Raw genomic sequence first — 18,151 nt, forward strand, 5'->3', positions numbered from 1 at the left:
GATGGAAACGGCGACCTCCCCGGCGCCGGACGTCGAGCATCCGACCGATACGGCGCTGCTCACCGACGTCCTGCGCTGCTATAAGCCGCACTGCCGGTATCTGCGCTCAATGACGGTGCGCGTCACCGAAGGGCGGCTCACCGGACGCGGCGAACTGCGGATACCCGAGTCCTGCTACATCGACGACACCGGTCATCTCAACGCCGTCGAAGTCAACATCTGTTACAACCAGATGCTCTACTACGTCATCGCCGCCGCGGTCGAGTGGAATCTCACGCCGGCTTTCGCGCGGTGGACGATGGACGACTACTGGGCGAAACAACTCCCCGACATCCTGATCGCCCGCATGCAGAGTTCATTCCTGCGTCCCATCGACCCCCGCAGTTTCCACGGCGAGTTCGAGGTGCTGCGCAGCACGCGGCTCAAGGACATGCTCACCCTGGAGACGGCCTTCCGCTACGGGGACGACGCGGGCGGCCGTTGCGACGGCCGGGTCCGGGTCGCGATCACGAACGCCTGACGCCCGACGCGGGCGGGCCGCAGCCGAACGACGCGGCCCGCCCGCCGTGCCACCGAGGAGACCCGGTGTACCACCCGCAGTTGCAGACCCTCACCGCGACCGTGGAGTTCCATGCCGAGAAGCAGCCCGACACCACCGCGATCGTGTGCGCGGGCCTGCGGCTGAGCTACGCGGAGCTGTACCGGGGCGCGAGCCGGATCGCACGCGCGATCCAGGCCGGCGGCCTGAAACGGGGCGCCCGCGTCGCGTTCCTCGGCCGGGAGTCCGTCGGCTACTACGAGACGCTGTTCGGCTGCGCGCTCAGCGAGACCGTCCTGGTGCCGATCAACTGGCGGCTGACCGCCGAAGAGGTCGGGCATATCCTCGCCGACTCCGGCAGCGAGCTGCTGTTCGTGGACGCCGGGCTGCTGGAACTCGTCGACCGCGTTCGTCCGCGACTGGAGCGCCTCGACACCGTCGTCGTCCTGGACGGAGCGGACGACGAACGCTGGCGGGCGACCGGGGCGGACGGCCCGCCGCCGCGTCCCGCCACGGGTCCCGAGGACCCGGTCGTCCAGCTCTACACCAGCGGGACGACCGGCCTGCCGAAGGGCGTCGTCCTCGCCCAGCGCAGCTTCTTCAAGATCAGGGACGCGCTCGCGGCGGAGGGACTCGACTGGATCGACTGGCGGCCGGGCGATCGCAGCCTGATCGGGATCCCGGGACTACACGTCGGCGGAGTTTGGTGGGCCGTGCAGGGCTTCGCGGCGGGCGTCACCAACGTCGCGATGCCCCGCTTCGACAGCCGCGCGGCGGTGGAGCTGATCCGCGACCTCGGCGTCACCACCGCCTGCGTGGTCCCGTCCATGCTGCGCCTGATGCTCGCCGAGCCGCACACCGGCCCGGCGGACTTCGCCACGCTCCGCAAGATCGTCTACGGCGGCTCGCCGATCTCCGAGACGCTGCTGACCGAGGCGGTGCGGCGGTTCGGGTGCGAGTTCGCGCAAATCTACGGGCTGACCGAGACGGGCAACACGGCCGTCTGCCTGCCTCCGGCCGATCACGTGCCGGGAAGTCCGCGCATGCGCGCGGCGGGCCGGCCGTATCCGGGCGTGCGGGTGAAGGTCGTGGACTCCGGCGGTGAAACGGTCCCGGCGGGGACGGTCGGGGAGGTGTGCCTGCACAGCCCCGCCAACATGCTGGAGTACTGGGAGCGCCCGGAGGCCACGGCGGAGACGCTGGTCGACGGCTGGGTCCACACGGGCGACGCCGGATACCTGGACGAGGACGGCTACGTCCATATCCAGGACCGGATCAAGGACATGATCATCGTCGCGGGCGAGAACATCTACCCCGCCGAGATCGAGCACGTCCTCGCCAAGCACCCCGCGGTCGCCGACGCGGCCGTCATCGGCGTGCCCGACGACCGCTTCGGCGAGGCCGTCCACGCCTTCGTGGCCCTGCGGCCCGGACACGAGGCGGGTCCCCGCGACCTGCTGGAGTTCCTGCGCGGCCGGATCGCCGCGTTCAAGATCCCGAGCAGGTTCGTCGTCGTGGACCGGGTGCCGCGCAACCCCAGCGGCAAGATCCTGCGCCGCGAACTGCGCGACGAGCACTGGCGGGATCGGGACCGCAAGGTCAACTGACGCGGAGGCCGCTCATGACACTGGACGCACAGAGCCTGCGCCGCGCCGTCGGCGACATGCTCTACCTCGGCCCGGACGAGATCGTCGCGGACGCCGACCTGTTCGCGCTCGGCCTGGACTCGGTCCGGCTGCTCTCGCTCCTCGAAGGCTGGCGGGAGCAGGGCGCGGACGTGAGCCTCGTCGAACTGGCGGAACGCCCCACGCTCGCCGCGTGGGAGGACCTGCTCCTGCGCCCGTCCGGCGCGGCCCGGACGGGCGCGGAGTCCGGGCCGGGCCGGCGGCTGCCGCTGACCGAGGCGCAGGCCGGCATCTGGACGGGCCAGCGCCTCGACCCGGCCGATCCCTCCTACAACACCGCCGAGTACGCCGACATCGACGGGCCGGTCGACGCCGCGCTGTTCGAGGAGGCGCTGCGCCGGACGGTGCGGGAGACCGAGGCGCTGAACGTCCGGTTCGCCGAGGACGAGGACGGGCGCCCCTGGATGGAACCGGCCGACCACCGGTGGACGCTCCACGTCGCCGACGTCGAAGACGAACCCGATCCCCGCGCGGCGGCGCTGCGCTGGATGCACGACGACCTCGCCCGTCCGGTCGACCTGACCGCCGAACCGCCGTTCGGCCAGGCGCTGTTCCGCCTGGCCCCGGACCGGTTCCTCTGGTACCAGCGCGTCCACCACATCGCGCTGGACGGCTTCGGGCTCGCGCTCGTGGCGCGGCGGGTCGCCGACGTCTACACGGCGCTGGCGGCGGGCCGCGACCCGGGGGAACCGGGGTTCGGGTCGCTGCGCGCGGTCGTCGAGGAGGACGCCGCGTACCAGTCGTCCGAGCGGCGGGACGCCGACCGGGCCCACTGGCTCGCGCGGTCGGCGGGCCGGGAGGCGCCCGCCGCCCTCAGCGGCCGGAAGGCACGGCCCGCGCGGACGTTCCTGCGCGAGTCCTTCGACGTGGACGCCGAGATCGTCGCGGGCCTGCGCGCCGTCGCGCGGCGGTGCGCGGCGACCTGGCCGGACGTCGTCATCGCGGCCTGCGCCGCCTACACCCACCGGATGACCGGCACGGCCGAGCCCGTCCTCGGCGTGCCGGTGATGGGACGGCTCGGATCGGTGTCGCTGCGCGTGCCGAGCATGGTGCTCAACATCGTCGCGCTGCGGCAGCCGGTGGACCCGGGCGCGGGGCTGGCCGCGCTGACGGGCGCGGTCGCCGACCGGATGCGCGCGGACCGGCCGCACCACCGCTACCGCTACGAGCACCTGCGGCGGGACCTCGGGCTGAGCGGCGAGCGCGGCGCGCTGTACGGCCCGGCCGTCAACATCATGCCGTTCGACTACGACCTGTCGTTCGCCGGACGGCCCGCCGAGGTCCACAACGTCTCGGCGGGACCGGTCGAGGACATTTCCGTCAACGTCTACGACCGGGCGGACGGCAGCGGCCTGCGGATCGCCCTGGACGGGAACCCCGCCTGCCTGGACCAGGCGGCGCTGGCGGCGCACGGGCGGCGGCTCCTGCGGTTCGTCGCCGCGCTCGTCGCCGAACCCGACCGTCCCGTCCGCGACGTGGACCTGCTGTCGGAGGACGAGCGCCGCCTGCTGTCCGGCGCGTGGAACGCCACCGCCCGGGACCTCCCGGCGGAACCGGTGACGCGCGCCTTCGAGCGGCAGGCCGCCCGGACGCCGGACGCCACGGCGCTCGTCCGCGCGGACGACGCCCTGTCTTATGCCGAGCTGAACGCGCGGGCCAACCGGCTCGCCCGGTTCCTGATCGCCCGTGGCGCGGGACCCGAACGCCGCGTCGCGCTGCTCCTCCCTCGCTCCCCGGACCTGATCGTCGCGCTGCTCGCGGTCCTGAAGACGGGCGCGGCCTACGTCCCCCTCGACCCGGGGCTGCCGCCCGGACGGCTGGACTGGCTGCTCGGCGACGTCCGTCCGGTCCTGCTGCTGACGGACGAACCGCGCGGCGGCGACGAGATCGCGCTGAACGATCCCGGGGTGCGCCGGGCCGTCGAGGGGGAGCCGTCCCGCGACGTGACCGACGACGACCGGCGCACGCCGCTGCGGCCCGCCCATCCCGCCTACCTGATCTACACCTCGGGTTCCACCGGACGTCCGAAAGGCGTCGTGACCGAGCATCGCGGCCTGACGAACCTCTACCTGCACCACCGCGCGGGAATGATCGCGGTCGCGGACGGCGCCCGGTTCCGGGCGGCGCTGACCGCCCCGCTGTCGTTCGACACGTCGTGGGAGGGCCTGCTCTGGATGTTCGCGGGCCACGAACTGCACCTCGTCCCGGACGACGTGCGCCGCGACCCGGAGGCGATGGTCCGCTACGTCGGCGAGCGGCGCGTCGACTTCCTGGACGTCACGCCGTCCTACGCCGAGGAACTCGTCGTCGCGGGCCTGCTCGACGGCCCGCACCGGCCCCGGGTGGTGGCGCTCGGCGGCGAGGCGGCCGGTCCGCTGCTGTGGACGCGGCTCCGCGACGCTCCCGGCGTCATCGGCTACAACCTGTACGGCCCCACCGAGGGAACCGTGGACACGTTGGCCTGCCGCCTCGCCGACAGCGACGTCCCGATCGTCGGCCGTCCGCTCGCCAACACCCGCGCCCACGTCCTCGACGGCGGGCTGCGGCCGCTGCCGCCGGGCGCGGCGGGCGAGCTCTACCTGTCCGGCGTCCCGCTGGCGCGCGGCTATCACGGCCGGGCCGGGCTGACCGCCGCCCGGTTCGTCGCCGACCCCTTCGGCCCGCCCGGCGCGCGGATGTACCGGACCGGCGACCTGGCCCGCCGGCGACCGGACGGCGCCCTCGACTACCTCGGCCGCGCCGACGACCAGGTGCAACTGCGCGGGTTCCGGATCGAGTACGGCGAGATCGAGTCGACCCTGGCGGCGCATCCGGCCGTCGAGCGGGCCGCCGCCCTGGTGCGCGAGGACGCGCCGGGCGTGAAACGCCTGGCCGCCTACGTCGTCACCGCCGACGGCGCGGAGGCGGACGCGGGCGAACTGCGCTCTTTCCTCGCCGACCGGCTCCCCGCCTACATGGTCCCGGCGGCGTACGTGACGCTGCCGGAACTGCCGTCGAATCCGAACGGCAAGCTCGACCGCGCCGCGCTGCCCGTCCCGCCGGAGCAGGCGCGCGGTGGTCGCGCGCCGCGCGACCACGTCGAACGCGAACTGTGCGCGCTGTTCGCCGAAGCGCTCGGGCTCGCCGAGGTCGGCCCGGACGACGACTTCTTCGAGCTCGGCGGGCACTCCCTGCTCGTCACCCGGCTCGTCCCGCGCATCCGGCGGCGGCTGGCCGTGGAGCTGCGCGCCGGGCTGATGTTCGAGCGCCCCACGGCGGCGCGGCTGGCGGAGGCGCTGCGCGGCGAGTCGCCGGACGAGGCGGCGCCCGACCTGGAGGCGGACGCGGTCCTGGACCCCGGCGTCCGCGTCCGGACCGCGCCGCGCCCGGACGGGCCTTCGCGTCACGTCCTGCTCACCGGCGCGACGGGATTCCTCGGCGCCTTCCTCCTGCGCGAACTGCTCGACCGGACCGACGCGGAGGTGTCGTGCCTCGTCCGGGCGCCGGGCGAGGCCGAGGCGCACCGCCGCGTCCGCGACGCGCTGACCCGCCACGGGTTGTGGCGCGACGGGATGGAGACGCGGATCACCGCCGTGCCGGGCGATCTGGAACGGCCGCTGCTCGGCGTCGGCTCCGCCGTGTTCGACCGGCTCGCCGAGCGGATCGACCTCATCGTCCACAACGGCGCCCTGGTGAACCACCTGGCGCCCTACGCCCGGCTCAGGGCCGCGAACGTGCTCGGGACGCAGGACGTCCTGCGCCTCGCCACGACCGGACGGGTGAAGGCGGTCCACCACGTCTCGACGTGCGACGTGGCGGTCGGCGTCCGCGACAACCCCGCCGTCCTCGCCGAGGACCGGGTCGCGCCCGCCGCCGACGTTCTGCCGAACGGCTATGTGGCCAGCAAATGGGTGGCCGAGCGGCTGGTCCGCGCGGCGCGGGAGCGCGGCGTCCCCGCCACGGTCCACCGCCCGAGCCGGGTCTGCGGCGACACCGCCACCGGCCTCGGCGCGACCGACGACGCCTTCTGGACGATGCTCCGCGCCTCGATCGTGCTCGGCGCCGTGCCCGACACGGTCGACGGCGAGACGGTCGACCTGGTGCCCGCCGACTACGTGGCCGCCGCGATCGTCCGGCTGGCACAGCGGCCGGACGCGGCCGCCGCCTACCACCTGACCAGCCCGAACCCGCTCCTGGTCGGGGCGGTCGTGGACCGGCTGCGGCAACTCGGCTACGTGTTGGAGCGGGTCCCGGCGGCCGACTGGCGGCGCGCCCTCGCCGGACGGGCCGACGGCGCCGGGGAGGAGGACGGGCGGCTCGCCGTCGCCGCGCTGCTCGGCGAGGAGTTCGAGGCCCTGCCCGGCGGGTTCGTCTTCGCCCGCACCAACGAACGGCGCGACCTTCCCGACCTCGAGTGCCCGGACATCGATGACGAGATCATCGACCGGTACGTCCGCGCCTTCGTCTCGACGGGCTTCTTCCCGGCCCCGCAGCCGAGCGGGTCGCGATGACCGACGTGCGGCACGGCGCCCCGGCCGTCGTCGACCCCGTCCGTGCGTGGATCATCGTGGCCGCGCTCGCGGTGGGCTCGTTCCTGTTCGTCACCGTGGAGACCCTGCCGATCGGGCTGCTGTCGGACCTCGCGGCCGGCCTCGCCGTCTCCGAGGGCACGGTCGGGCAGCTCGTCACGGTGTACGCGTTCTGCGTCATGGCGGCGGCCGTCCCGCTCACCGTCGCGTTCTCCCGCTTCCCGCGCCGGGCACTGCTGATCGGCGTCTTCGCGGTGTTCGTGGCCGCGACGACGGCGTCCGCGCTGGCCGGGAACTACGTCGTCCTGCTCGTGGTGCGGGCCGTCCTCGCGATGGCGCAGGCGCTGTTCTGGTCGGTGGCGGTGTCGCTGGCCGGGACGCTGGTGCCGGACGCCCGGAAGGGCCGGGCCATCGCGCTCGTCTACGCGGGGATCTCCTTCGCCCAGCTCCTCGGCGTCCCGGGTGGCGTCGCGCTCGGGCACTGGCTCGGGTGGCGCTGGGCGATGGGCGTCCTGCCCGTGGCCGGACTGGTCGTCGTCGCCGTGCTCGCGGCGTTCCTCCCGCCCGTCCAGGGGCACGAGCCGATCCGCGCACGCCGGGTCTTCGCGCTGCTCGGCCGGACGCGGGTGCGCACCGCCATGATCGCGATCACCGCGGCCTTCACCGGCACCTATGTCGCGTTCACCTACATCAGCCCGTTGCTCCAGCGCGTCGGTCACGTCCAGCCGGACATGGTGTCGGTGTTCCTGCTCCTGTTCGGGCTCGCCGGGGTCGGCGGCAACGCCCTCGCGGGGGTGCTCGTGGACCGCAGGCCGTACACCACCGTGTTCGTCGCGGTCGGCGGGATGCTCACCGTCGTCGTCGCCTTCGCGGCCCTGGGCGGCCGGACGCCGGTGACGGTGCTGACCGTCGTCGCGTGGGGATTGTGCGGCTCGGCGATGCCCACCGTCTTCACGGCGTGGGCGCTCCGCCTCGCGCCCGCCGACCGCGAGGCGATCACCGCGCTCCTGGTGATCGCCGTGAACTTCGGCCTCGGCGCGGGCGCCCTCGTCGGCGGCGGGCTGCTGAACGGAGCCGGAACGTCGGGCGTAACCTCGGCCGCGGCTCTCCTGCTCGCGACAGCCCTCGCCGCGGCCGTCCTCGGTTCGAGGCAACGCCCCTAGCAGCCGCAAATCACGACGACCGGACAGCCGGTGGGAGTTCACGCAGGTGGCGGTGCGCGGCGTTCACGGCGCGGGTCTGGGCGACCTGGCGGGCCCAGCCCCACACCGCGCCGGAGAAGGGGCCGTTGTCGTGGCCGCAGGCGGCGCAGACGCGGATCTCGCCGGTGTTGCGCAGGTCGGCGAACTCCGCCGAGCCGACCGCGGTCGGGAACTGGCGCACCGGGTCGGTCGCGCTCCCGTGCCGTGCGGCGTCGTAGCCCGGCAGATCGTGCGGGGTGGCGTTGTAGGTGTGCCGGACCAGTTCGGCCTTGCACGAGGTGCATCGGGCGATCATCGCTTCGCTCTGCTCGCCCTCTTCCGCCTGGTGCTGGGTGACCACGATGACGGCGTAGGCGCCGGGGTCGGTCTCGTCGCTGAGGCGCGAGTTGACGCCGTGGAGGTTCTGGGTGGCGATGATCTGCGCGGGTGAGAGGGGCGAGTTGTGGGAGCCGTAGCAGACGACGACCTCCGACACGGTGTTCCAGTGGAAGAACTGGCCGTGGTCCCGGCCGGGTCCGCCGATGAGGACGTTGCCGCAGGGGATGATCGCTCCGGCGTGGTCGTAGGGGAACAGCGGCATCAGTTGCGCGGCGGCCTTGGCCATGCGCTCGTACACGCTGACCTTGAGAGGTTCGAGGTCGGGGTCGGGCGGTGGGATGCTGCGGGTGCTGTCCAGTTGAGGGTGGGCGTTCACTGATCTCGCCTTCCGACGATGCTTTCGTGAGTGCGCGTTCCGGTACTGCCTGAGCCGTCGGGGCGAAAGGGTTCGGCTCGGCCGGGATCAGGCCGGTTCGGTGGTCCAGCCGTAAGGTTCCAGGCTGATCTCGGGGTGGACGGCGGAGCACTTGCCGCAGGTGCGGGCGTCCAGGTCCGCGCTGAACCGCGCGACCGCCTCGGCGTAGAGCGCGACGGCGGAGCCGTCGTTGTCGTGCTGCCACTCATAGCGGTGGAGTTCGGCGCCGCATTCGGGGCAGTACCAGGCGGCTCCCTGGCGTCCGGCGGCCAGCGGCTGGTAGCGGATCGTGACGCCCTCCTCGACCGGCACGATCTGGTGCGGGGTCCCGGCGGGCACGTAGACGTGGTCGCCGACGTCCATCCGGAACCGGTTGACCGAGCTGTCGCGCAGGTGGACGTGGGCCGAGCCGGAAAGCTGGCTGAGCACGGTGTCCTTCTCGCAGATCAGGTGGAAGGGCTGCGGCAGCCAGTTGCGCGACAGGTAGATCTGGGGGTCGGTGTCGGCGGGCAGGACGGCCTCGTCCTGGTAGTTCCCGATCTCGGCGGCGGCCTTGAAGGCGTGGAGCATGCGGCGACGGGTCACGATCGGTCCTCCTCGGCGGACGCGGCGGTCTGGATCAGGCTCTGGGATGCGGCGTTGACGGCCCTGGTCTGGGCGACCTGGCGGGCCCAGCCCCACTGCGCGCTCGGGAACGGATCGTTCGCGTGGCCGCAGCCGGCGCAGACGCGGATCTCGTCGGTGTTGCGCAGGTCGGCGAACTCCGCCGATCCCAGCGCGGTGGAGAACTGGTGGACGGGGTCGTCCGGGCCGCCGTGGCGCTCGGCGTCGTAGCCGGGCAGGCCGTGCGGGGTGGCGTCGTATTCGTGGCGGATCAGCTCGGCCTTGCACTTCTTGCAGCGGGCGATCATCGCCTCGGTCTGGCCGCCCTCGACCGACTGGTGCTGGGTGACCACGATGACGGCGAACGCCTCGGGGTCCTTCTCGTCGCGCAGGAAGGAGTTCACGCCGTGTAGGTTCTGGGTCGCCATGATCTGCCCGGTGGCCAGCAGCGACTTGTGCGAGCCGTAGACGGCCACGACCTCGTTGACGGTGTTCCAGTGGAAGAAGTGCCCGTACGCGTTCTCGGGGCCGCCGATGAGGACGTTGCCGCAGGGGATGATCGCTCCGGCGTGGTCGTAGGGGAACAGCGGCATCAGTTGCGCGGCGGCCTTGGCCATGCGCTCGTACACGCTGACCTTGAGAGGTTCGAGGTCGGGGTCGGGCGGCGGGATGTGCCGCGTATCCTCCAGCAGCCCGGATCCGGGCGTTGCCTGGCTCACAACGACTCCCCAATGTTTCACCATGCGGAACAGTGGCCGCCATTGTGATACCGAACTCAGGTCGATGGCAAGTGGTCGCTGGCAAGAAGCACGCCGAAACGACTCCGGCCGGCCCTTCGCGGTGAAGGGCCGGCCGGAGACGTCGTCGGGTGGCCTCAGCCGGTGAGCTGGCCGAGCTGGTGAGCGACGCTCATCGTCGCGGTGGCCGTGGACTTGAACCATGCGTCGTCGCAGCGCGACCGGGGGGCGGTCGCCGCGATCGCGCCCCGGACGCGGCCCCGGTTGTCGCGCACGACGGTGGCCACGGCGCTCACGTCGTCCTCGCTCTCGGCCTTGTTCATCGCGTATCCGAGGTGGCGCACCTCGGTGAGGTGCTCGCGCAGCTCGTCCAGGGTGGTGATGGCGCGAGACGTCGCGGCGGGCAGTCGCCCGGTCGGGTAGAGGGCGGCCAGTTCGGCGTCGTTCTTCTCCGCCAGCAGGGCCTTTCCGGCCGCCGTGGCATGGGCGGGCAGGACCCAGCCCATGCGGCTGCCGGTCCGCACGCCCTGGTTGCTCTCGACGCTGTCGAGATAGATCACGTCGGTGCCGCGCAGCGTGGCCAGGTGCGTCGTCTCGTTGGTCAGGTCCCGCAACTGGACGAGCATGCCGTGCGACAAGGCCCGGACGTCGATGTTCTGGACCACCGACAGGCCGATGTCGACGAGGGCCGGTCCCGGCTTGTAGGCGCGGGAGAACTCGTCCTGCTCCACGAAGTCGTGGTGGCTCAGCGTGGCGAGCATGCGGTGGACCGTCGAGCGCGACAGTCCCATGTCCCGAGCCACCTGGTTGACGCGGATCATCTCGTGGTCCTGGAACAGCCGAAGCAGCCGCAGCACGTTGTCGACCGCGCCGATGAGGCCCGCGGGCCGCTCGGAGGTGGAGTCGTCCGGAGACGTGTCGTGGGCGATGACGTCGACCTTTCGTGGCGGTCAGAGCAGATTATCGCGACGAAGTCCAGCCTTGTACTCCGGCGAAGTCGGTAGCAGAATACGGGCCACTGTTCCGTATCGTGACACATGGAGGAGTGAGATGGCTCTCTTCGTCAGCCTTCACCAGGCTCCCGGGCTGTCCGCCGAGGAGATCGCGGGGAACGCGCCCGAGGTCGCCCAGCAGGTGCACGCGAAGTTCCGGAAGCTGTACGTCAACACCGACACCGGCTTCATCGCCTCGGTCTACGAGGCCGACGCGGCCGCGGACGTGGAGCGGGAGTTCGAGCGGGTCGGGTTCCCGTTCGACTCGATCAACGAGATCGACTTCACCCAGACCGCCGAGGAACTGGTCGAACTCGCCGGCAAGGTCTCCCGTGGCTGACGCCCCGCGCCTGGAGCGGCCGGTCACCGTCGCGTTCCGGGGCGACTGGGGACAGGCCAACATGCACCGGATCTGCGGCTGGCTCGCCCAGGAGATCGGTGATCGCGCTCCGGAGGGGTCGCGGTTCGCGGTCTGGTCCGGCCGCGGCGGCACCGACCAGATCCGGGCGCTGCGGTCCGGCGAGGCCGACATCGCCATCGTCACCCCGACGGCCGCCGTGCGCATGTTCCACAGGGCGGGGGAGCTGGACGGGCTGGCGGCCCTCGGTGTGATCGGGCAGAAGGACCGCCTGGTCGTCGCCGTGGACGCCGCCCTCCCCGCGCGGACGGTCGCCGACCTCGCCGATCTCGCCGGCCGGTTGACCGTGGCGACCTCTCCCGACGACGGCGTCAACCTCATCGGCCTGGCGGCCCACCGGGCGCTGCGGGCCGCCGGGGTGGATCCCGCGAGCCTGTCGTTCCGCTACGACGAGCGGCCTTTCCCTTCGGTCGCCGCGTTCGCCGACGGCCGGGCCGACGTGCTCGTCCACGAGGCGGTGATGACGCCCCACTGGCAACGCATCGCCGAGAAGCGTCCGGTCCGCTACCTGCCGTGGGGACCGCGGGTGCTGGCCGACTTCGCCGCGGACGGCTGGCCCGACGCCGTCGTTCCCGCCGGGTACCTGCCCGGCCTGACCGAGGACCTGCGGACCCTGGACTTCTCCGACTTCGTCCTGCTCTGCCGGGACGACCTCGACGACGACCTCGCCTACCTGGCGACGTGGTGCATGGTCCGGACGCGGACGGCTCTGGAAGCGCAATACCGGCACATCCCCGCCGACCGCTCCCCGGTGACGTATCCGCTCGTCCCCGCCGATCTCGCTCGCACCCCGGTGCCGCTGCATCCGGCGTCCGCCCGCGCGTACGCGGACCTGGAGTCGGACGAGCCGGTCTCGGGCACGCCGATCTGGAGCTGAGCATGCACGATCCGACGACCACGGTCGAGACCGAACTGCTGATCGTCGGCGCCGGTCCGGCCGGGCTGTTCGCGTCCTTCTACGCGGGACTGCGGGGCCTTTCGGTCACGCTGATCGACAGCCTGCCGCATCTCGGCGGACAGGTCGCCGCGCTCTACCCGGGCAAGGAGATCTTCGACGTCGCCGGGTTCGCCGCGGTGACCGGAGCCGACCTCATCGAGAGACTGACGGCTCAAGCGCGGCTCGCCGAGCCCACCGTTCTGCTGGGCGAGGAGGCCGGCGGACTGGACGAAGGCGCGCACCACCTCGTCGTCACCACGACCGGCGGCCGGAAGATCATCGCGGGCGCCGTGCTCATCACCGCGGGAATCGGCCGGTTCACCCCCCGGCCGCTCCCGGCCCTGCGCGGCTATACCGGTGGCGGCATCCACCATCAGGTGACCGATCCCGCCGACCACGACGGTCAGCACGTGGTGATCGTGGGCGGCGGGGACAGCGCCGTCGACTGGGCGACCATGCTGACGCCGTACGCCGCGTCGGTGACGGTCGTGCACCGGCGCGCCAGGTTCCGGGCGCACGAGCGCGCGGTCGGCGACCTGATGAACTCCGCCGCCCGCGTCCTCACCGGCTGCGAGATCACCGAGATCCACGGCGAAGCCACGCTGAAGGCGGTGACCGTTCGGGACTGCTCGACCGGCGCGACCGAACGCGTCGACGCCGACGCGGTGATCCCCGCGCTCGGGCATGTCGCCTCGCTCGGCGGCCTGGCCCGGTGGGGGCTCTCGCTGAGCGGCCAGCAGATCGAGGTCGGCACCGACATGTCGACCGGGCGGGATCGGATCTACGCCGCCGGGGACATCGCCGCCTACCCCGGCAAGGTCCGGCTGATCGCCGTCGGCTTCGGCGAGGCGGCCACGGCCGTCAACAACATCGCCGTCCGCCTCCGTCCCGGCGCGGACCTGTTCCCCGGCCACTCCACCGACAGGGCGCCCACCCCGCCCCCGCAGAAAGAGGCTGTGCCATGGCCTACGTGATCAACGAGAGGTGCATCGGCGAACTCGACGGATCCTGCGTCGACGTCTGCCCGGTCGACTGCATCTACGAGGGCCTCACCAAGCGGTACATCAACCCTGGCGAGTGCATCGACTGCGGTGCCTGCCTGCCCGAATGCCCGGTGGACGCGATCGTCGCCCCCACCGAAGGGCCCGACCCGATCTGGATCGACGACAACGCCGCGTTCTTCGCCGTCCCGCTGCCCGGCAGGGACGCGCCGCTGGGCAGCCCCGGCGGCGCCTACGGCACCGGCGGCATCGGCGTCGACACGCCGCTCGTCACGAGCCGGACCAAGGAGTGAACCCGCTCATGACGAACGCGGACGGCACCATCCCCATCCTCATCATCGGCGGCGGCATCGGCGGCATGGCCGCCGCCCTCGCGCTGGCCCGCGCCGGGTTCCCCGCCCACGTCGTGGAACAGGCACCGGAGTTCACCGAGATCGGCGCCGGCCTCCAGCTCGCCCCCAACGCGCTGCGCGTCCTGGAGGGCCTCGGCGTCATGCCGGCCCTGGACGAGGTCGCGGTCAAGCCCCGCAACCTGGTCTTCATGCACGCCGACACCGGCGAGCACCTCACCACCATCGACTTCGGGAAGCCCTTCCGGCGCCGCTACGGCCAGTCCTACACCGTCATGCACCGCAACGACCTCCTCGACGTCCTGCTGTCGGCGTGCCGCGACCACGACCTGGTGACTCTGGAGAACAACCGGCAGGTCGAAGACGTGCAGGACCTGGGCGGCGGCGCGCTGGTGCGGTTCGCCGACGGCGACACCTACCGGTGCGGCGCCGTGGTCGGCGCCGACGGCCTGTGGTCCCGGACGCGCAGGCTGCTCGCCGACGACCGGCCGATCGCCGACACCTACGTCGCCTACCGCGGAGCGCTGCCCGTCGCGGAGATCACCGCGCCCGTCGAGGCCGACGACGAGATCATCTGGATCGGCCCGCACAAGCACCTGGTGCAGTACCCGATCAGGCGGGGCGAGCTGTACAACCAGGTCGCGGTCTTCCGAAGCCGGCGGTACACCCCCGAGGACGAGTTCACCGACCGCTGGGGCGTTCCGGCCGAACTGGACGAGCACTTCGCCTCCTCCTGCGAGCCGGTCAAGGCCGCCATCTCGCTGTTCAACCGCGACCGCCGCTGGGTGATGTACGACCGCGAGCCGCTGGACAACTGGACGCGCGGCCGGGTGACGCTCCTCGGCGACGCCGCCCACCCGATGGTGCAGTACCTCGCCCAGGGCGCCTGCCAGGCCATCGAGGACGCGGGCTGCCTGGCCCGCCAGTTCGCCGCGCACGGCGGTGACGTCGACAAGGCCTTCGCCGCCTACCAGGCCGAACGGATCCCGCGCAGCGCCCTGGTCCAGCGGGTGGCGCGCGGCTGGGGCCGGGTGTGGCACGACAACGGCGACGTCATCCCGGTCCTGCGGGACCGGCTGTTCGCCCGCCGCAGCCCTGACGACTACACCGACCTGGACTGGCTCTACCAGCCCGTATCGAGCTGAACGGCGGACACGATGAAGGAAACGATCGAGGCGACCGTACGGGCGAGCCGGGCGCTGGCCGTCGCCGGGCTCACCGACATGGTGTGGGGACATGCCGCGCTCCGCGACCCCGACGGCCGGGGCGTGTGGATGAAGGCCTCCGGCTTGGGGTTCGAGGAAGTCGACGCCGACACCGTCCTGCTCGTCACCGCCGACGGGGACGTGCTCAGCGGCCAGGGCAAGCGGCACATCGAGTACCCCATCCACACCGAGATCATGCGGCGGCGGCCCGACGTGGGGTGCGTGGTGCACACCCACGCCCCGGCGCTCAGCGCCTTCGCCTCGCTGGAGACCGAGCTGCGGCCGATCTCCCACGACGGCGTCCTGTTCAGCGATCCGCAGATCCCGCGGTTCACCCGCACCGGAGCGCTCATCGCCACCACCGAGCTGGGCGAGGCGCTCGCCGACGCGCTCGGCGACGCCCGCGCCTGCCTGATGCCGCAGCACGGCGCGGTCACCGTCGGCCCCGACGCCGCGACGGCCGTCATGTACGCCGTCCTGCTGGAACGCGCCTGCCGCACCCAGTTGTCGGCGCTCGCCGCAGGCGGGCCGGCGGTGTGGTCCGACGAAGCCGAGGCCGCGTTCAAACGCGAGCAGATCTGGAACCCGGAGCAACTGGAGGCGGGATACCGCTATCTCGTCCGGAAGGGAACGCCGTGAACCCGGACGAAGAACAGTTGTACCGCGACTTCGAGAAGCACGGCCTGATCCCGCTGTGGACCGAGCGGGAGGGCCTCATGCCGATGCGGCCCGAACCGCGCGCCGTCCCCCACATCTGGCACTGGGACGACCTGTACCCGCTGGCCGAACGAGCCGGCGACCTGATCCCGGTCGGGCGGGGCGGCGAACGGCGGGCGATCTCGGTGTCCAATCCCGGGCTGCCCGGCCTGCCGTACGCGACGCCGACCCTGTGGGCGGCGATCCAGTACCTGGGGCCGAACGAGGTCGCGCCCGACCACCGCCACAGCCAGAACGCCTTCCGGTTCGTCCTGGAAGGCGAAGGCGTGTGGACCGTCGTCGACGGCGACCCCATCGCGATGCGGCGCGGCGACCTGCTCCTCACGCCCGGCTGGCGCTTCCACGGCCACCACAACCCCCACCCGGCGCCGATGGCGTGGCTGGACGGCTTGGACATCCCGTTCGTCCAGGCCACCGACACCGGGTTCTTCGAGTTCGGGGCCGACGGCGTCATCGACCGGTCCACCCCGCGGATCTCGCGGTCGGAGCGGCTGTGGGCCCACCCCGGCCTGCGGCCGGTCTCGGCGCAGCAGGACACGCCCAACTCGCCGCTGGCGGCCTACCGGTGGGAGCACACGGACGCGGCCCTGACCGCGCAGCTCGAACTCGCCGCCGAAGGACACGGCGGTGTCACCGAGCCCGGCCACGCCGCCGTCCGGTTCACCAACCCCACCACCGGCGCCGACGCGCTGACCACCATCCGCACCGAGATGCACCGCATCGCCGCCGGGCACCGCACCGCCCCCGTCCGGGAGACCGGCTCCAGCGTCTGGCAGGTGTTCGAGGGCACCGGCACCGTCCGGCTGGACGGCGACCGCACCGACCTCGCGCGCGGCGACCTCATCGCCGTGCCGTCCTGGTGCGAGATGTCCCTGCGCGCGGACACCGACCTGGACCTGTTCCGGTTCGGTGACGCCCCCATCTTCGAACGACTCAACCTGGCCCGGAAGGAATTCTCGTGAAGCTCGCTACCATCCGCACTCGCGGCACCACCGCCGCCGTCCGCGTCGACGGCGACGCGGCCGTCGAGACCGGCGACCTCGACGTCGGCGCGCTGCTGGCCCGGCCGGACTGGCGCGAGCACGCCGCCACCGCCGACGGCGCCCGCCACCCGCTCGGCGACCTCGACTTCGCCCCGGTCGTCCCGCGCCCGCAGAAGATCTTCTGCGTCGGCCTGAACTACCGGTCGCACATCACCGAGATGGGCCGCGACATTCCCCAGTACCCGACGGTGTTCGCCAAGTTCCCCGCCGTCCTCATCGGCGCCAACGACACCCTGGTCCTGCCCGCCGCCTCGCAGGCCGTCGACTGGGAGGGGGAACTCGCGGTCGTCATCGGCTCGCGAGTCCGCAACGTCGAGGCCGAGGACGCCGCCGGTTTCATCGCCGGATACGCCGTCCTCAACGACGTCACCGCCCGGGACTGGCAGCACCGCACCCGCGAGTGGCTCCAGGGCAAGGTGTTCGAGGCCACGACCCCGTTCGGCCCCTACCTGGTCACCTCCGACGAGACCGACGGTTCGGACCTCCGGCTGGTCACCGAGGTCGACGGGGAGACCGTCCAGCAGGCCGTCACCGGCGACCTGGTCTTCGACGCCGCCGCGCTCGTCGCCTACCTGTCGACGATCATCACCCTGGAGCCCGGCGACGTCATCGCCACCGGGACGCCCGGAGGCGTCGGCAACGCCCGCAAACCCCCGCGCTTCCTCGAAGACGGCTCGGTCCTGACGACCCGGATCGAAGGGCTCGGCGAGGCCCGCAACCACTGCGTCCGGGAAAAGACCGATGCGGCCTGATCAGGTCCCCGTCGGCAGGCTCCTGGACTGGCTGGACGCGGGGACCGAGGTGTTCGCCGCCCACAGCGGCGCCCTCGCCTCCGCGAGCCCCGGCCGGCCCACGGCCCTGCCCGGCTGGACGATCGGCCACCTGCTGACGCATGTGGCGCGAAATGCCGACGCGCTCACCAACCTCGCCGCATGGGCCGCCACCGGCGTCGAGACACCGATGTATCCCGGAGGCGCCGACCAGCGGCTCGCCGACATCGACTCCGGCGCCGGGCGGCCGGCCGGCGACCTCCTCCACGACGTCGCCGACAGCACCGCCCGCCTGCGCGACGGCCTGGCCGCACTGCCCCGGGAGGCCTGGCGGCGGACCGTCCGCACCGCGCAGGGACGGAACGTGCCCGCCGCGCTCATCCCCTGGCTCCGGATCCGCGAGGTCTGGATCCACGCCGTCGACCTCGGTACCGGCGTGCGGTTCGCCGACCTCCCCGCAGACCTGGCCGCCGTCCTGCTCCCCGACGTCGTCGGGACCCTCGCGACACGGGAGGGATGTCCGGCGCTGCTGCTGTCGGCGCCCGGCACGACCGTCCTTTCGACCCGTCCGGGCGACCCCGCGGCGACCGAGGTCTCCGGCGGCGTCCCGGCGCTGCTCGGCTGGCTCACCGGCCGGACGGCCGGGGCCGGCCTGACGCCCTCGAACACCCGGCTGCCGACGCTGCCCGGCTGGCTGTGACGGCAAGCCACC

17 protein-coding genes are annotated in these 18,151 nt (G+C 72.6%); 13 read left to right on the top strand and 4 right to left on the bottom strand.

What is annotated here, in order from left to right:
* The first annotated feature begins 1 nt into the window (after position 1).
* From BTM25_RS21580 to BTM25_RS21595, 4 genes are all read left to right on the top strand, one after another.
* Complete coding sequence (locus BTM25_RS21580) at positions 2-520, top strand: FcoT family thioesterase (RefSeq protein ID WP_103564834.1); 519 nt, start codon at positions 2-4, stop codon at positions 518-520.
* 65 nt (positions 521-585) lie between these two features.
* Positions 586-2,145 carry a long-chain-fatty-acid--CoA ligase gene (locus BTM25_RS21585; protein WP_205648208.1) on the top strand — a complete coding sequence of 520 codons (1,560 nt, stop codon included), beginning with the start codon at positions 586-588 and terminating at the stop codon, positions 2,143-2,145.
* Between the two features lie 14 nt (positions 2,146-2,159).
* The gene (locus BTM25_RS21590; protein ID WP_103564835.1) at positions 2,160-6,713 is read left to right on the top strand and encodes a non-ribosomal peptide synthetase; all 4,554 of its coding nucleotides are present in this window, start codon (positions 2,160-2,162) and stop codon (positions 6,711-6,713) included.
* Complete coding sequence (locus tag BTM25_RS21595; protein ID WP_103564836.1) at positions 6,710-7,894, top strand: MFS transporter; 1,185 nt, start codon at positions 6,710-6,712, stop codon at positions 7,892-7,894. Before BTM25_RS21590 ends, BTM25_RS21595 begins: the two co-directional genes overlap by 4 nt.
* A 10-nt stretch (positions 7,895-7,904) precedes the next feature.
* On the opposite strand, the gene BTM25_RS21600 is transcribed toward BTM25_RS21595, so the two are convergent.
* The 4 genes from BTM25_RS21600 to BTM25_RS21615 form a co-directional block, all read right to left on the bottom strand.
* The gene (locus tag BTM25_RS21600; protein WP_103564837.1) at positions 7,905-8,627 is read right to left on the bottom strand and encodes a hypothetical protein; all 723 of its coding nucleotides are present in this window, start codon (positions 8,625-8,627) and stop codon (positions 7,905-7,907) included.
* 87 nt (positions 8,628-8,714) lie between these two features.
* Positions 8,715-9,251, bottom strand: coding sequence for a cupin domain-containing protein (locus tag BTM25_RS21605; RefSeq protein WP_146059102.1), 537 nt, complete (start codon positions 9,249-9,251; stop codon positions 8,715-8,717).
* The gene (locus BTM25_RS21610; protein ID WP_103564839.1) at positions 9,248-9,988 is read right to left on the bottom strand and encodes a hypothetical protein; all 741 of its coding nucleotides are present in this window, start codon (positions 9,986-9,988) and stop codon (positions 9,248-9,250) included. Before BTM25_RS21610 ends, BTM25_RS21605 begins: the two co-directional genes overlap by 4 nt.
* 155 nt (positions 9,989-10,143) lie before the next feature.
* Positions 10,144-10,863 carry an IclR family transcriptional regulator gene (locus BTM25_RS21615; protein ID WP_205648209.1) on the bottom strand — a complete coding sequence of 240 codons (720 nt, stop codon included), beginning with the start codon at positions 10,861-10,863 and terminating at the stop codon, positions 10,144-10,146.
* Positions 10,864-11,056: 193 nt separating this feature from the next.
* Between BTM25_RS21615 and BTM25_RS29780 the strand changes: the two genes are divergently transcribed.
* The 9 genes from BTM25_RS29780 to BTM25_RS21660 are packed head-to-tail and all read left to right on the top strand — an operon-like array spanning position 11,057 to position 18,139.
* Complete coding sequence (locus BTM25_RS29780; RefSeq protein WP_103564840.1) at positions 11,057-11,338, top strand: nickel-binding protein; 282 nt, start codon at positions 11,057-11,059, stop codon at positions 11,336-11,338.
* Complete coding sequence (locus BTM25_RS21625) at positions 11,331-12,293, top strand: TAXI family TRAP transporter solute-binding subunit (RefSeq protein WP_235828552.1); 963 nt, start codon at positions 11,331-11,333, stop codon at positions 12,291-12,293. Before BTM25_RS29780 ends, BTM25_RS21625 begins: the two co-directional genes overlap by 8 nt.
* Positions 12,294-12,295: 2 nt before the next feature.
* A complete protein-coding gene (locus BTM25_RS21630) occupies positions 12,296-13,327 on the top strand; it encodes an NAD(P)/FAD-dependent oxidoreductase (RefSeq protein WP_103564841.1) in 1,032 nt (343 codons plus the stop codon).
* Positions 13,315-13,647, top strand: a complete 333-nt coding sequence (locus BTM25_RS21635) for an indolepyruvate ferredoxin oxidoreductase subunit alpha (RefSeq protein ID WP_103564842.1) — start codon at positions 13,315-13,317, stop codon at positions 13,645-13,647. Before BTM25_RS21630 ends, BTM25_RS21635 begins: the two co-directional genes overlap by 13 nt.
* Positions 13,648-13,655: 8 nt before the next feature.
* A complete protein-coding gene (locus tag BTM25_RS21640) occupies positions 13,656-14,849 on the top strand; it encodes an FAD-dependent monooxygenase (protein WP_103564843.1) in 1,194 nt (397 codons plus the stop codon).
* 12 nt (positions 14,850-14,861) lie between these two features.
* The gene (locus tag BTM25_RS21645) at positions 14,862-15,548 is read left to right on the top strand and encodes a class II aldolase/adducin family protein (protein ID WP_103564844.1); all 687 of its coding nucleotides are present in this window, start codon (positions 14,862-14,864) and stop codon (positions 15,546-15,548) included.
* Positions 15,545-16,588 (top strand): cupin domain-containing protein, encoded by a 1,044-nt coding sequence (locus tag BTM25_RS21650; protein ID WP_235828553.1) that lies wholly within the window; start codon positions 15,545-15,547, stop codon positions 16,586-16,588. The genes BTM25_RS21645 and BTM25_RS21650 overlap by 4 nt, the downstream gene beginning before the upstream one ends.
* Positions 16,585-17,421, top strand: a complete 837-nt coding sequence (locus BTM25_RS21655) for a fumarylacetoacetate hydrolase family protein (RefSeq protein ID WP_103564845.1) — start codon at positions 16,585-16,587, stop codon at positions 17,419-17,421. The genes BTM25_RS21650 and BTM25_RS21655 overlap by 4 nt, the downstream gene beginning before the upstream one ends.
* Positions 17,411-18,139, top strand: a complete 729-nt coding sequence (locus tag BTM25_RS21660; protein WP_103564846.1) for a maleylpyruvate isomerase family mycothiol-dependent enzyme — start codon at positions 17,411-17,413, stop codon at positions 18,137-18,139. Before BTM25_RS21655 ends, BTM25_RS21660 begins: the two co-directional genes overlap by 11 nt.
* Positions 18,140-18,151 lie beyond the last annotated feature (12 nt).

The organism is Actinomadura rubteroloni (assembly GCF_002911665.1).
Taxonomy (GTDB): Bacteria; Actinomycetota; Actinomycetes; order Streptosporangiales; family Streptosporangiaceae; genus Spirillospora; species Spirillospora rubteroloni.